The following is a 13,914-nucleotide window of genomic DNA, read 5'->3' as shown; positions in this document are numbered from 1 at the left end:
GGTTTAAACATAAGCCTTGTCCATTATGGAGGTTTTATTTAACGAAGTATATGTCAACAAATCTATTTAGTCAAAAGCAAAGAAACAACATCACCTTGGTACTCATCCTGGTGTTGGGAGGGTTCATTATTTATTCTATTCGGGGTATTTTTGGTGCCATCTTGGCTACATTGGTGATGTATACCATATTTAGACCCATCAATGTGTTTTTGATAGAAAAATGGCGGTGGCGCCCATCCTTGGCTGCTGTCTCCTTGATTGTCGGTTCTTTGTTTGTCATCGTGCTGCCTGTTTATGGATTTATCAGCATGATAGCCAAGAAGGTGATTACGTTTACCAAGAATCCAGAACAAATAAATGAGATCGTGGAGCAGGTTAATAAGTTCATGGGAGATAAATTAAATCAACCAGACTTGATTTCCGATAATATACAACAAGGCATAACCTATGCGGGGGGGCTATTGACGTCCGTACTCAACAGTGCGGCGGGGCTTTTTCTGGATATCACGGTGATGTACTTCCTCCTATATTTTTTGTTTGTCAATTACAAAGGATTCGAAAGGGGGCTACTTCGGTATTCGCCCTTTAGGGATGAAAACGCCATTCGCTTTGGACTGGAATTAAGGAATATCACCTATTCAAATGTGTTGGGCCAAGGATTTATAGCCATAGTACAGGGTAGTTTGGTGGCTTTGGGCTATTATATTTTCGGTTTTGGGGATCCGATTTTTTGGGGAGTAATTTGTACTATCCTTTCGTTTATTCCCGTGGTGGGGGCCCCCATGGTAGTGATACCAGCATGCATTATAAAATTTGTGGATGGAGACACGGCTCATGCATTAGGCATGCTACTCTGGACATTGATACTGGTCATTAATGTGGACAATGTGCTCCGGTTAGTTATTGCCAAGAAAGTAGGCGACATCCATCCTATCATTACCATCATTGGTGTCATCATCGGTATTCCAATGTTCGGTATCATGGGCTTGGTTTTTGGCCCGCTGTTACTTTCTTATTTCCTGATCACCATAAAAATATATGAGACAAATAGATTGGCGGAAGTAAGAGACGCTGAAAGAGGAATTAGCAAAGAATGAATTTTTGGCAAACTGTTTGCTGTTAAGTTTGTATTCCTTGTAAGAAGTTTATAAAAGAAGCTTTTTATATAATTGCGCTGAAGGGATGGCGTAATTTGTTTAGATTTAGTGGATATTATTGTTTTTTTTAACCTTATAATTTTTAAAAGCTATGAATGATAATGGGAAAGTGGTTGCAGCGCTTTTGGCTGGCCTAGCGGCAGGAGCAGCATTGGGAATCTTATTTGCACCAGAAAAAGGTGCCGATACAAGAGATAAAATCAGCGATTCCTTGAAAGATTTAAGCGATGCTATTAAAGAAAGAACCGCTGAACAGGTAGAAACATTGAACGACTTGAAAGAACGTGTGGTGTCTACTATCAAATCTAAGATTAACAAAGGTGAAGCGGAACTAGAGGACGCTATAGAAGAACACGCCTGAATATAGAAGCAGGTAATTGTTAATAAGAAGAGGGTTGCCTATCGCTGTTGTTAGAGAATAGGCATAGGCAACCCAATATATAAGGCTTTCGTAGCCTAAATTTTTCTAGCCTTTATTATGAAGAAACGTTATATCAGATCAATCCAGAGAAAGGATATGTAGGATGTCTTCATCCCTTTTACTTACGCAAGGGAATGTTAATCGTTGGGTAATTGGGCCTATATAAAAGGCAAAATTTAAAAAGTATTTATGGAAAACGAAAAATTTTCTCTTAAAGGCGTAATACACAAGCTAAAGGAATACATACAAACGAATAAAGATCTTTTTGTTTTGCAATCCGTAGAGCGATTGTCACAGATTGTCCCAGTTATATTGCTTACAATCGTAAAGCTTGTGTTTGCATTTTTCCTTCTCGTATATCTAAGCATATCACTCGCATTGTTTTTAGGAGAGCTCATGAACAGCTATGCTTTGGGCTTTTTGGTTACGGGAGCCGTATTTTTTCTGTTAATCATCTTATTATCCCTTTTTGGAGGGGCTATTAAGCGTAGTATTGGCGGTTCGATGGTCAATTCGTTTTTAAGGAAATGGAATGAAGGAGGAAACAATGAGAAATAAAATAAACAATATTACTGAGCTGCATGCCGAAATTGCACGATTGAAGCAGGTGAAGAGTGAGCAAGAACTTTTCCTTTCAAATCAGGTAGCTTTGGCAAAAGCGAAAGTAAATAAGCCTTTTGGATTCATTAAAAGTCTAGGCTCTTTTTTTATAGGTGGTGGCGAGTCCTCCACGTCAAAAGGATCTTCCGAATTCCATCCCGATAGCATCACTGGTTTATTGCAGTTGGGATTGCCGTTTTTTGTCAATAAGGTATTGTTCAGGAAGGCTGGTTTTATTAAGCGCATTGTCCTGGCATTTGCATCTAATCAAGCAGCAGGCATGCTGAATAAAGATAGGATTGCTGCTGGGATCAGCAAATTAACTTCCTTTATAAAACCTAATAAGACCAAGAGAAGGGTAGTGGTGAAACCTACTCAAAAGACAGGCTTATGATCTTATGTTTTCGGGTTGTCTTAGATAAAAAATAAAAAAAGCGGAACATTTTAACAAATGTTCCGCTTTTTTGTGCATGAATGTTACTCTTACATCATGCCGCCCATGCCACCGCCCATACCTGGAGCAGCAGCACCTGCTTTTTCTTCCTCTGGTTCGTCTGCCAGTACACATTCGGTAGTCAATAGCATAGCTGCTATGGAGGCAGCATTTTCCAAAGCTACACGAGATACTTTAGTTGGGTCTATGACACCGGCACCGATGAGGTTTTCATAGCGATCGTGGCGAGCATTGTAACCGTAATCGCTCTTGCCTTCTTTTACCTTTTGCACAACGATAGATCCTTCTATACCTGCGTTGTTACAGATTTGACGAAGAGGTTCTTCTACTGCGCGTTTGATGATATTGATACCGGTAGTTTCGTCTTCGTGGTCGCCTTTAAGGCCTTCCAGCGCCTCGATGGCACGGATGAAGGCTACGCCACCACCAGCAACGATGCCTTCTTCAACGGCAGCGCGTGTGGCATGCAATGCGTCGTCTACGCGGTCTTTCTTTTCTTTCATTTCCACTTCTGTGGCAGCGCCTACGTAAAGAACAGCAACACCGCCAGATAGCTTAGCAAGACGTTCTTGCAATTTTTCGCGATCGTAATCAGATGTAGTTGTCTCTATTTGAGATTTGATTTGACCGATACGAGCCTTGATTTGTTCTGTTTCGCCAGAGCCATTGATGATAGTTGTGTTGTCTTTGTCGATAACTACTTTTTCTGCCTGACCCAAGAAAGAAAGATCTGCGTTTTCCAACTTGAAACCTCTTTCTTCAGAAATAACGGTACCGCCGGTCAAGATGGCGATGTCTTCCAACATGGCCTTACGACGATCGCCAAAGCCAGGAGCCTTAACGGCTGCTACTTTCAGCGCACCACGAATCTTGTTTACCACCAAGGTCGACAATGCTTCGCCGTCCAAATCTTCTGCAATGATCAACAATGGTTTGCCTGTTTGCACTTGTTTTTCTAGGATAGGAAGCAACTCTTTCATATTGCTGATCTTCTTGTCGTAGATCAAAATGTAGGGATTTTCCAGTTCTGCTTCCATTTTGTCGGTATTGGTGACAAAATAGGCAGAAAGGTAGCCACGGTCAAATTGCATACCTTCTACGGTTTTGACTTCGGTTTCCGTACCTTTTGCTTCTTCTACGGTGATGACACCGTCCTTGCCTACCTTTTCCATCGCCTCGGCAATCAGTTCACCGATTACTTCGTCGTTATTGGCAGAGATAGTTGCTACTTGTTTGATTTTTGCAAAATCTTCGCCAACGGTTTGAGATTGCTTGCGCAAATCGGTAACTATAGCAGCTACGGCCTTGTCTATACCGCGTTTCAAATCCATGGGATTAGCACCAGCGGCTACGTTCTTGATACCGGCACTTACAATGGCTTGTGCCAATACGGTAGCGGTAGTAGTTCCATCACCTGCTTGGTCGGCTGTTTTGGACGCTACTTCTTTTACCATTTGGGCTCCCATGTTTTCCAAAGGATCTTTCAGGTCGATTTCCTTTGCTACAGAAACACCATCCTTAGTGATTGATGGCGATCCGAATTTCTTTTCGATAATGACGTTACGCCCTTTAGGTCCTAGGGTTACTTTCACGGCGTTAGCCAAGATATCCACGCCTTTTTTCAATGAGTCGCGTGCTTCGACGTTATATTTAACTAGTTTTGACATAATAAAATTAAGTTTGAAGTTTTATACAATATTCTTCAAGATTCTCCTGAAGCCGATCGTTTAAAAACTAATACTGTTTTTTGATTTTTTGTTTGTTAAAGGGATATTTTGTGCTCGCTCTTAAAGAACAGCGTAAATATCGGATTCGCGCATAATTAAATATTCCTTGCCTTCGTAAGTGATTTCTGTGCCGGCGTATTTGCCATAGAGTACCTGATCTCCAACTTTTACGGTCAAAGGTTCATCTTTTTTTCCTTCCCCAACCGCAACTACGGTTCCCTTGGAGGGTTTCTCCTTTGCTGTATCTGGAATGTAAATTCCTGAAGCAGTTTTTTCTTCAGCGGCAGCAGCTTCTACTACCACTCTGTCTCCGATAGGTTTAATACTTAGTGACATGGTTCTTTTAAATTATTTAATTGTTTAAAAAGATTAACGTTAAATTTCTGGTTGGTTATACTCATGAATTATGCCAAGAGATCTTTATGCTTGTTTCTTGCCAATTTTTCATTTTTGAATACACTCTCTATTCGGTAGGCGATGTCAGGTTGTCAGCATACTGACAAATAAAAAAGCATCTCCCATTGGCAGATGCTTTCTCTCTTTATAGTAGAGTCAACTATTTTTGTTGTGCGCAACCTATTTGCTAGTGTCAGCTTCGCTTGGCGCTACAGTGCCAGTAGCTGGTTCTGTGCTTGAAGTACCAGGAGTCAAGGGGCTGGAAGGAGCCGTAGTTGGCGTTATTTGCTGTTGTAATTCGCGGCCTTGGTTGCCGGACGAAGGGCCAGCACCAACGATATTTATTAGTAATGAACAAACCATGATGGTGATGACCAAGATCCAGGTTCCTTTTTCTAGGATGTCTCCAGTACGTTGAACCCCCATCAGGTTGTTGGTTCCAGCAAATCCAGAAGCCAAACCACCCCCCTTTGGATTTTGTATAAGCACGATTAATACCAACAGGATGGAGGCAACAATAATAAGTGTGAGCAGTAAATAATACATTTATTTGTTATTTAATTATTTTCTTTTTCTTAAGTCTTCGATACGGTCGGCAAAGTAAGCACTTTTTTCGGGATATTTCAAACTTAATTTGCTGTAAGTTTCTTCTGCCTTGTGGTATAGCCCCTGTTGGATATAAATAGTGGCGAGCGTTTCGGATACAAATTCCGATTCGTCCTCGGCACTTTTCCTGGCCTTGTTTTCCAAGGTTATTTTATCTGCGCGCGGTGGCGTGATTTGGGGCTCTTCCTTGATGAACCGATCTATGATGTCGTCTGTTTTTGACGCAAAATGAAAAGTTCTTTCCTCTTTGCCCGTGTCTTGGATACTTAATTTCTTTTCGGGTGCTTGCAGGTTAAATATATGTTGCTTTATTTGCTGATCCAATAGGGTGTCGATGTCATTCCCCGCAGGTTTTTTTGTCTTCGACAATCGACTGTCGTGAACATTATACGGCTGATAGGTATCTGCATAATCTATACGTGTCTTGTGCAACCACCAAAGAAAACTGTAAGGCATATGCTCGTCATCGTATCTGCTTACCTCTTCTTTTTCCTCCTTGCCGACAGCAGGCGATAGGTTGGTTTCGGTGCTTTGTTCTTTTTCAGGTTCAACAACAGGTGCTTCATCGGGTACTGAAGCAGTTTCAATTATGTCCGTTTCAAATTCGCCTTCTCGGGGCAGCTCGTTGACTGATGGATCTTCGAGCTCCTGGCTTTGGGGAATGATGGACGCCTCTTTTTCATCTTCCTGCTCCGCACTGCTATGCTCGTTGCTATAATGCGTTTCTAAAATCTCCTGCTCGTCGGTGGCTATTATTTCTTCTGGTGCTGCGCCCTCCTGGGAGATCTCCGAATTTTCTATGTAGTTTGAACTGTTTACTTCTTCTTGCTCCTCCTCGTCGATAGATAGGGTGGTTTCGGCGCTTTGTTCTTTTTCAGGTTCAACAACAGATGCTGAAGCAGTTTCAATTATGTCCGTTTCAAATTCGCCTTCTGGGGGCAGCTCGTTGATTGATGGATCTTCAAGCTCCTCGCGTTGGGGAATGGTGGATGCCTCTTTTTCATCTTCCTGCTCCGCACTGCTATGCTCGTTGCTATAATGCGTTTCTAAAATCTCCTGCTCGTCGGCGGCTATTATTTCTTCTGGTGCTGCGTCCTCCTGGGAGATCTCCGAATTTTCTATGTAGTCTGAACCGATTGCTTCTTCATTCTCTTGCTTGTCTACAATAGCAGCGTTTTGATCGTAAAGGGTTTCTTCCTCTTGCTGCGGGGATTCATTTTCGCCAGCTTCGGTTTCGTAGGCTGGCTGCTCGTTGGCGGTTAGGCTAGCATCCGTGACAAGTGGAGTTGAAGTTTCTTCTTCCGTGGGCAGCTCACTTAGGGCTGTCGTTTCGTTTTCGTCAACCGATGCGGCTACTTGTTCTTCGGCATCTGTAATGCGATTATCTATAAGGGATGAAGAGTTTTCAGAAGTTGCCGTATTTGGCTCTAGTGCAGGCGTTGTTCCCGTATAGAGATATTGAGCCAAAACATCGCTGTCGCCAGCCAATAGTGCAGCCCTGGTGAGCGCAGTTGTCTGCTGAGGATAAATCTCCGGCGAAGAAACCTCCATTTTAGCCTTAACAAACCACAATGCACGACTATATGGAAACACGTCGATCAGGGAATCGATTGACTCCTTGTCGGCATAGTTTGGTGTAACTAGTAGTTGATGGAAGATTTCTTTCAGAGATTGTTGCTTCATTGTCTGCTACGCTTATTTCGGTTTTGTGTGTTACCAATTGGCAAAAGCTCGATTGAAAATATCCTCTGTGAGCATATTAATAATGGCTGTATTCATGGTTGCTTCACTGGTTTGCAAGTCACCGCTAAAATCTTGATACCTGGAAAACGATTGTTCAAAGCTGTTGTCCTGATTGATGTTGTCGGTATATTTTACCTGAATGGTGATGGTAAGCCGGTTCAATTGAGCTTGATCATTTTGCCCTCCCACGGCTGCTTGTCCAATGGCATAGCCCGTGACCGCCCCGGTAAACATGGCATCTCCTTCTTGGTCTATTTGGCTCAATCGAGATTGGTTGCGAATGCGGTCCTTAAGTGCTTCTGTGAAATTTTGACTCAGTATGGGGTTGACGATTTGCGCATTGTTTTCGAAAAACTCCACGGTGAACGTTTTCATTTCTGCCGGAATGGATGCCCCGGCCAAGCTCAGTGAATAGGAGGCGCAAGAGGTGCCTAGTCCAACAATTAAAAGGAGAAGAACACAATGAGTGAATAGTTTTTTATTTTTGATCTTTATAATCATCTAATTCAAATTTAGATCTTTGATCTTCCTATAGAGCGTACGTTCGGATATGCCTAATTCCTGAGCAGCTAATTTACGTTTCCCTTTGTATTTTTTCAAAGCCTTTTTGATGAGGTCAGACTCTCTGTCTATTAAGGAGAGCGACTCTTCTACTTCTTCCTCATGCGGCACGAAATCATAACTGGGTTCTTTTTTCTCGTCTTTGTTATGGTGAATGGTCAGTGTGGCCGGTATCATGGATTCACCTCGATTGGCATTAACATCCTGATATAATTGGTTTAAGTAGGGACTGTTATCATTTATGGTATTGGCATTGATGCCATTTTGTAAAAGCTCTACTACCAACTTCTTCAAGTCCACCATGTCCTTTTTCATGTCAAAAAGCACCTTATATAAGATGTCTCGTTCAGAAAAATCTTCCTTGCTGCCTTCCACGCGCATGGGAAGCGAACTCCCCTGATCCATGGGAAGGTACTGCCTAAGTATCTGAGCGGTGATGAGCCTTTCTTTTTCCAGTACGGCTATTTGTTCAGCAATATTCTTTAGCTGCCTCACGTTTCCTGGCCAGTTATAGGAAACGAGCAGTTGTTGGGCATCATCTGTCAGTTGAACGTTCGGGCTTCTATATTTGTCCGTAAAGTCGGCAATAAACTTGCGGAAGAGCAGATAGATATCTTCTTTTCTATCCCTAAGAGGGGGAATGCGTAGTGGCACGGTGTTGAGCCTATAGTAAAGATCTTCACGGAATTTACCTTTTTTTACAGCCTCGTAGACATCCACATTAGTGGCCGCAACGACACGGACATTTGTTTTTTGCACTTTGGACGAGCCTACGCGGATGTATTCTCCCGACTCCAGTACACGAAGAAGGCGTGCCTGCGTGCCCAGTGGGAGCTCACCTACCTCATCAAGGAAGATGGTGCCTCCGTTTACGACCTCGAAATAGCCCTTTCTTGCCTCATGCGCTCCAGTGAATGAGCCCTTTTCATGGCCGAAAAGTTCCGAGTCTATTGTGCCCTCGGGGATAGCGCCGCAGTTGACGGCAATGAAAGGGCCGTGTTTGCGGGCACTCAATTGGTGAATGATATGGGAAAAAACTTCCTTACCGCTACCGCTTTCTCCGGTTATAAGTACGGAAATATCGGTAGGGGCCACTTGTCGGGCTACGTCGATGGCCCTGTTTAGTAGCGGTGAGTTTCCTATTATACCAAATCTGTTTTTAATATCTTGGATATCCATTTGTTAGTACTTAGTAAATAGTACTTAGTACTTAGAAAAGTACCAATCTATATATAATATTATTGTATGTTATTTAATTGTTGATTTTTCCAATCAATGTAGCCGATGTACATTTTTCCACAAGGACATGTACATAATCGCCTTTTTTGAAGCGCTCGTCTACAGGAAATACTACCATGGCATTTTGGTCGTTTCTGCCACAATAATCCTTGTCGGAACGCTTGGAGTAACCTTCTATTAGCACTTTTTGTGTTTTACCTACCTGTGCTTGCAAACGTAGTAGGCTGTGTTCCCGCTGTTTGGCAATAACTTCTGTCAATCGGCGATTTTTTACTTCGTCGGGTATGTCGTCTTCATAACGTTTTGCCGCCAAGGTGCCCGGTCTTTCCGAATAGGCAAACATATAGGCATAGTCATACTGCACGTAATCCATCATGGCTAGCGTGTCCCGGTGCTCGTCTTCCGTTTCCGTGCAGAAACCGGTAATGACATCGGTAGAGATGGCACAGCTGGGAATGATACGCCTAATGGCATCCACACGTTCCTGGTACCATTCTTTGTCATAGGTACGGTTCATTAGCTCCAGTATACGTGAGTTGCCGGATTGCACGGGAAGGTGTATATAATTGCAGATGTTCTCGTGTTCTGCTATGGCGTACAGCACTTCGTTCGTGATATCCTTGGGGTGCGAAGTAGAGAAACGTACCCTTAGAAGTGGATTTATCTCTGCTACCATGACCAGTAATTTGGCAAAAGTAATGGTTTCTGCTGCAGGTTCGCCTTCCGCAACAGGTGGGGTCCACTTATAGGAGTCTACGTTTTGGCCCAATAGCGTTACCTCCCGATAGCCTGCATCAAAGAGCGCTTGTGCTTCGCGGACGATAGATCGCGGCTCGCGGCTTCGCTCACGGCCCCGGGTGAAGGGTACTACGCAGAACGAGCACATATTGTCGCAACCACGCATAATGGAGATGAAGGCGGTCACGCCATTGGTGTTTAACCTCACTGGATTGATGTCGGCATAGGTCTCCTCGCGAGACAAAAGCACATTGACGGCACGGGTACCATCGTCGACTTGTTCTATGAGGCTAGGTAAATCGCGATAGGCATCTGGGCCTACCACCACATCGACCAGCTTTTCCTCTTCCAGAAACTTGGATTTCAGGCGCTCGGCCATACAGCCCAGCACGCCCACAATCATTCCCGGATTCTTACTTTTTGCCGTTTCAAATTCCTTGAGCCTGTTGCGTACCCTTTGCTCCGCATTTTCCCTGATAGAACAAGTGTTTATAAATACAACATCAGCCTCTTTATAGTCTCCCGTCGTTTCAAATCCTTTGTCCATCAATATAGAGGCGACAATTTCACTATCGGCAAAGTTCATCTGGCAACCGTAGCTCTCTATATAGAGTTTGCGGCCGCTGCGTCCTTCTTTCTTGTCCAATAGGAGCGCTTCGCCCTGGCGTGCCTCATCGTGGTCCTTCAATGTGATCTGTGATTCAAGCATCTCAATTCAAAATATGTTGCAAAGATAGTATTAATTTTTTAATGACAGTTTGTCAGTTTTTTTGTCTTTTGGGTTTTGTTCATCTCTTTTTGGGTTGATTTTGATTTGTTTATTAACACTGCACTCACCGTATGCGTGCGGCATTATGGGAGAGGAAATAAATGGTTGCTCAACATAGCTAAGAAGACAAAAAAATTTAAAGCCATAATTTACTGACAATCATTTTTCTTCAGATTGTAATACCGTTTTTGATATTGATAAAGATATTGAAATGCAAGATTTGTCTGGAGGAATATACTTTTGATATTAAGGTTAAACCGGTAAAAATGGGTGTTGATCCCGATCCATACATCCAGTGACTTATAGGATATGTGATTGTAATATCAAGGATATTTAATGCCATAGTGAAAAAATGATTAATATTTAAGAGGAATTGGTTAATCAAGAAGACTTGATCGTATCGATACCTGTTTCAGGTATTTGAAGATACTGGATTTTGGTCCATATCTACCAATTGACATCGGGTGTTTGTGCTTGTAATCAATCCGGCCTATAGGAGGTATTTTGCTTCGGGATCCGATTGATTTTTTATCCATGAAGATAACAATGCTGTGACGATAGTTCTTGTTGGCTGATTTACAGCGTAGAACCTTTTTTTGTGAGGGGATTTTAATTATATTTGAGTCAAATTGTAACCTTATGAAAAAGTTTGTCCCTTATTTATTCTTCTCGATTTTGTTGAGTAGCTGCTCCACGTATTACCTGAGTAAGGTAGATACGGCAGATGCACTAGTTAAAGATGACCAATCCGGCCTTTTTATTGTCGAAAATGATTCTCTGAAGATTACATACAATTTTTTCGGGGTAGATGCTCCGGTCAATGTGGAAGTGTACAACAAGCTCAACGAACCGTTGTACATAGATTGGCAACGTTCTGCTCTCATTGTGGACGATTACGCCACCAGTTACATGGGGGATGAAATCGATATTCAGGGTAATAGTTTCTCTTCGGGGTCTGGTTATGTCACACGTGATGGGTGGACAGGAGGAAGTTCCTTTGGTACCTTTAACGCACAGGCTACCTTGCCGCGGGGGATGGACTTTATTCCTCCAAAGGCCCGTGTGGAAAGGACCAAGCTGCGGTTGCCTGATGATTTTTTTAGAAATATTTCCAATAGCGAATATAAGAATCAAGAGATAGCCGATTTGGACGGATATACTAATACGGTGAAAGTCTCACAATTCTCGCCAGAGAATACACCGCTTACGTTTAAGAGCTACCTGACGGTCTATGTGATAGATAAAAGTTCCAATCAACCTAGGTTGATGAATTTTGAGCATGAGTTTTATGTATCCGAAGTAGTGAAAATGAAGAACCTAAGGCCTGAAAATATGCTCAATTATAGAAACCAGCGTGGAGATACGTTCGTGTTCAGGGAAGTAAAAGGTACGACTGCCGCTGTGCTCATAGGTAGCGCTGCCTTGCTTGGAGCGGCTGCCGCAGCAGACAATCAGATTAATAAGAAAAATTCGGCAAATTAGATTCCTTAATTAACCGAATATATTAGCACGGTATTAAAATGTGACTAATATCATCTTTTTTCTGGCGTAAATCATTGTTGTTCTTTTTGTTAGGTGTTAATTTTATTTCCTTGAATTTATAGGGAAATTGATGAACACGGGAAGTAGCATGAAACAACTAAAACGGCAGAATTTTTGGCATGCCATATCCGCAAGAGACGCTATCCATAGCCTACAGACTGATGCACAGCGAGGACTCAATATCCAGCAAGTAGAAGAACTACGTGAAAAATATGGCTATAATGAGATCCCGGCGCATGATGCCAGAACCTGGATTGAAATTCTACTAGCTCAATTCAAGAGTTTGCTTATATGGATTTTGTTGTTGGCAGCTGTTATTTCTTATGTGGGCGGGCATGTCATAGATCTATATATCATCCTAGCTATTATAATTATTAACGTCATCATTGCTTTCGTACAAGAAATGAAGGCTGAGCGGTCCGTGGCTTCCCTGAAATCCATGGTTGTGTTGATGGCCAAGGTGGTAAGGAGCGGCGAACGTCATGCAATAGATGCGCGCGAGCTGGTGCCTGGAGATATCGTGGTTTTGGAAGAAGGGGATAATGTTCCAGCCGATATTAGGCTTATCGGTGCCAAGAATTTTCGAACTATCGAAGCTTCGCTCACGGGAGAATCGTTGCCGATTAGGAAAGAGGTTGATATTCTAAAAACGGATACTCCACTGGCTGACAGGGCAAACATGATATGGAAGGGGACATTTGTTGCGGGCGGTTTTGCCACTGGGGTAGTGGTGGCTACAGGCGAACATACGGTGCTTGGGGAAATTGCGCGTTCCATGACTGCCATCAAACAGCATAAAACCCATTTTCATGAAAAAATTGATGTATTGGCTAAGCAAATGGGTACTATTGCGATAGCCAGTGCGACCATCATGTTCCTTATTGGCTATTTTTTGCGAGGAATGGGAGTGGAAACCTTGTTGTTTACTTCCATAGCCATGCTGGTTTCTGCTATTCCCGAAAGCTTGCCAGCCATTGTGTCCATTGTACTTGCCATAGGCACGCAAAGGATGGCCAAACGGAATGTCATCATTCGCGAGTTTTCGGCTATCGAAACCTTGGGGGCCGTGACCACTATCGTGACGGACAAAACGGGAACACTGACCCAAAATGTCTTAACGGTTATTCAGTTCCGCTCCGGATTTCAGGATGTCTTTGCCACCACTGGGTTGGGCTGGTCACCCTATGGAACTATTAGCGCCATGGATGGTAGCAGTGACAAGGAGAATAAGGCTTATCAAACATTAATGGCGATTGCTGGATATTGCAATAATGCGGAGATTAAGGAAAATGGTGATTCCTATGAACTCATTGGAGACCCTACGGAAGGGGCTTTGCTTGCTTTGTCCAGAAAATCTGGTTATTATGACAAGTTTTCTTCCACGATCAAACGAATAGATGACCTGCCTTTTGATTCGAAAATTAAAATGCGGGCAACACTAGTAGATTGGTCGGGGAGGCGAATGCTATTTGTCGTAGGTGCCCCCGAAATGGTACTGAAATACTCAATTGCACGAACGAATAGGGACGAGCGTATCCATATAGATCATGCGGAAAGAGAAAAAATCGATAGGGAAATTGAGGATTGGTCAAGTAGTGCCATGCGGGTCATCGCTTTAGCATATAAAGAGCTACCGCAAGAGATGGATGCGATTGATGTGGACAATATACATAGCTTAGGGTCTGCTGAAAAACTCTATTCGTTTTGTTAACCAATGAATTATAGTTATTTTTAGGTTGTCAAGTGCAAGGATTTATGAAAAAAGCATCAAAAAGGCGTGCACCTAGCCCTATTTATAGCAGTCCGAATCAGCTCATTATTGAGGGATTTGAGTCTCCTTTTGATCGTCATCTTAACCCAGAAAACCGTTGGGTTAAGTTAGCTCATCTGCTTCCCTGGGATAGTTTGTCGAACATTTATTACAAAGCATTTCCCAAGAAAGATACAGGTCGTCCGGGACT

The 13,914-nt window shown here is 42.8% G+C and carries 13 protein-coding genes and 1 pseudogene; 7 read left to right on the top strand and 7 right to left on the bottom strand.

All coding sequences use genetic code 11. From position 1 onward, the window contains the following. Nucleotides 1–50: 50 nt before the first annotated feature. From A37S_RS0103360 to A37S_RS0103345, 4 genes are all read left to right on the top strand, one after another. Entirely contained in the window at nucleotides 51–1,097 is a 1,047-nt protein-coding gene (locus A37S_RS0103360) for an AI-2E family transporter (protein WP_028295762.1), read from the top strand. Nucleotides 1,098–1,248: 151 nt separating this feature from the next. Then, nucleotides 1,249–1,518 carry a YtxH domain-containing protein gene (locus tag A37S_RS0103355; RefSeq protein WP_028295761.1) on the top strand — a complete coding sequence of 90 codons (270 nt, stop codon included), beginning with the start codon at nucleotides 1,249–1,251 and terminating at the stop codon, nucleotides 1,516–1,518. Nucleotides 1,519–1,767: 249 nt separating this feature from the next. After that, nucleotides 1,768–2,136, top strand: a complete 369-nt coding sequence (locus A37S_RS23465) for a phage holin family protein (protein ID WP_051292692.1) — start codon at nucleotides 1,768–1,770, stop codon at nucleotides 2,134–2,136. Continuing rightward, entirely contained in the window at nucleotides 2,126–2,572 is a 447-nt protein-coding gene (locus A37S_RS0103345; protein WP_028295760.1) for a hypothetical protein, read from the top strand. The genes A37S_RS23465 and A37S_RS0103345 overlap by 11 nt, the downstream gene beginning before the upstream one ends. Nucleotides 2,573–2,661: 89 nt before the next feature. On the opposite strand, the gene groL is transcribed toward A37S_RS0103345, so the two are convergent. The 7 genes from groL to miaB form a co-directional block, all read right to left on the bottom strand. Further along, nucleotides 2,662–4,299, bottom strand: a complete 1,638-nt coding sequence (gene groL / locus A37S_RS0103340; protein ID WP_028295759.1) for a chaperonin GroEL — start codon at nucleotides 4,297–4,299, stop codon at nucleotides 2,662–2,664. A gap of 120 nt (nucleotides 4,300–4,419) precedes the next feature. Continuing rightward, nucleotides 4,420–4,695: a co-chaperone GroES gene (locus tag A37S_RS0103335; protein ID WP_028295758.1), complete on the bottom strand. Its 276-nt coding sequence runs from the start codon at nucleotides 4,693–4,695 to the stop codon at nucleotides 4,420–4,422. A gap of 240 nt (nucleotides 4,696–4,935) precedes the next feature. Beyond that, a complete protein-coding gene (secG, locus tag A37S_RS0103330) occupies nucleotides 4,936–5,301 on the bottom strand; it encodes a preprotein translocase subunit SecG (protein WP_028295757.1) in 366 nt (121 codons plus the stop codon). 15 nt (nucleotides 5,302–5,316) lie between these two features. Next, complete coding sequence (locus A37S_RS26070; protein ID WP_051292691.1) at nucleotides 5,317–7,044, bottom strand: putative sodium/potassium/calcium exchanger; 1,728 nt, start codon at nucleotides 7,042–7,044, stop codon at nucleotides 5,317–5,319. A gap of 30 nt (nucleotides 7,045–7,074) precedes the next feature. Further along, a complete protein-coding gene (locus A37S_RS0103320) occupies nucleotides 7,075–7,605 on the bottom strand; it encodes an LptE family protein (protein WP_028295756.1) in 531 nt (176 codons plus the stop codon). Beyond that, nucleotides 7,606–8,844: a sigma-54-dependent Fis family transcriptional regulator gene (locus A37S_RS0103315; protein WP_028295755.1), complete on the bottom strand. Its 1,239-nt coding sequence runs from the start codon at nucleotides 8,842–8,844 to the stop codon at nucleotides 7,606–7,608. It abuts the gene before it with no gap. Between the two features lie 73 nt (nucleotides 8,845–8,917). Beyond that, on the bottom strand, nucleotides 8,918–10,351 hold the full coding sequence (miaB, locus tag A37S_RS0103310) for a tRNA (N6-isopentenyl adenosine(37)-C2)-methylthiotransferase MiaB (RefSeq protein WP_028295754.1): 1,434 nt from the start codon (nucleotides 10,349–10,351) through the stop codon (nucleotides 8,918–8,920). A 699-nt stretch (nucleotides 10,352–11,050) separates the two neighbouring features. Here miaB and A37S_RS0103305 point away from each other — a divergent pair. The 3 genes and pseudogenes from A37S_RS0103305 to A37S_RS27705 form a co-directional block, all read left to right on the top strand. Continuing rightward, complete coding sequence (locus tag A37S_RS0103305; RefSeq protein ID WP_028295753.1) at nucleotides 11,051–11,893, top strand: hypothetical protein; 843 nt, start codon at nucleotides 11,051–11,053, stop codon at nucleotides 11,891–11,893. A gap of 148 nt (nucleotides 11,894–12,041) precedes the next feature. Beyond that, the gene (locus tag A37S_RS23455; protein WP_211229713.1) at nucleotides 12,042–13,664 is read left to right on the top strand and encodes a cation-translocating P-type ATPase; all 1,623 of its coding nucleotides are present in this window, start codon (nucleotides 12,042–12,044) and stop codon (nucleotides 13,662–13,664) included. A gap of 44 nt (nucleotides 13,665–13,708) precedes the next feature. Then, nucleotides 13,709–13,914 (top strand): annotated as a pseudogene (locus A37S_RS27705) (hypothetical protein); the annotation flags it as partial.

The sequence above is a fragment of the Olivibacter sitiensis DSM 17696 genome (assembly GCF_000427965.1).
GTDB classification, from domain to species: Bacteria; Bacteroidota; Bacteroidia; order Sphingobacteriales; family Sphingobacteriaceae; genus Olivibacter; species Olivibacter sitiensis.
Note: the sequence above shows the minus strand (reverse complement) of the source record. Positions and strands in the feature narration are given on the sequence as shown.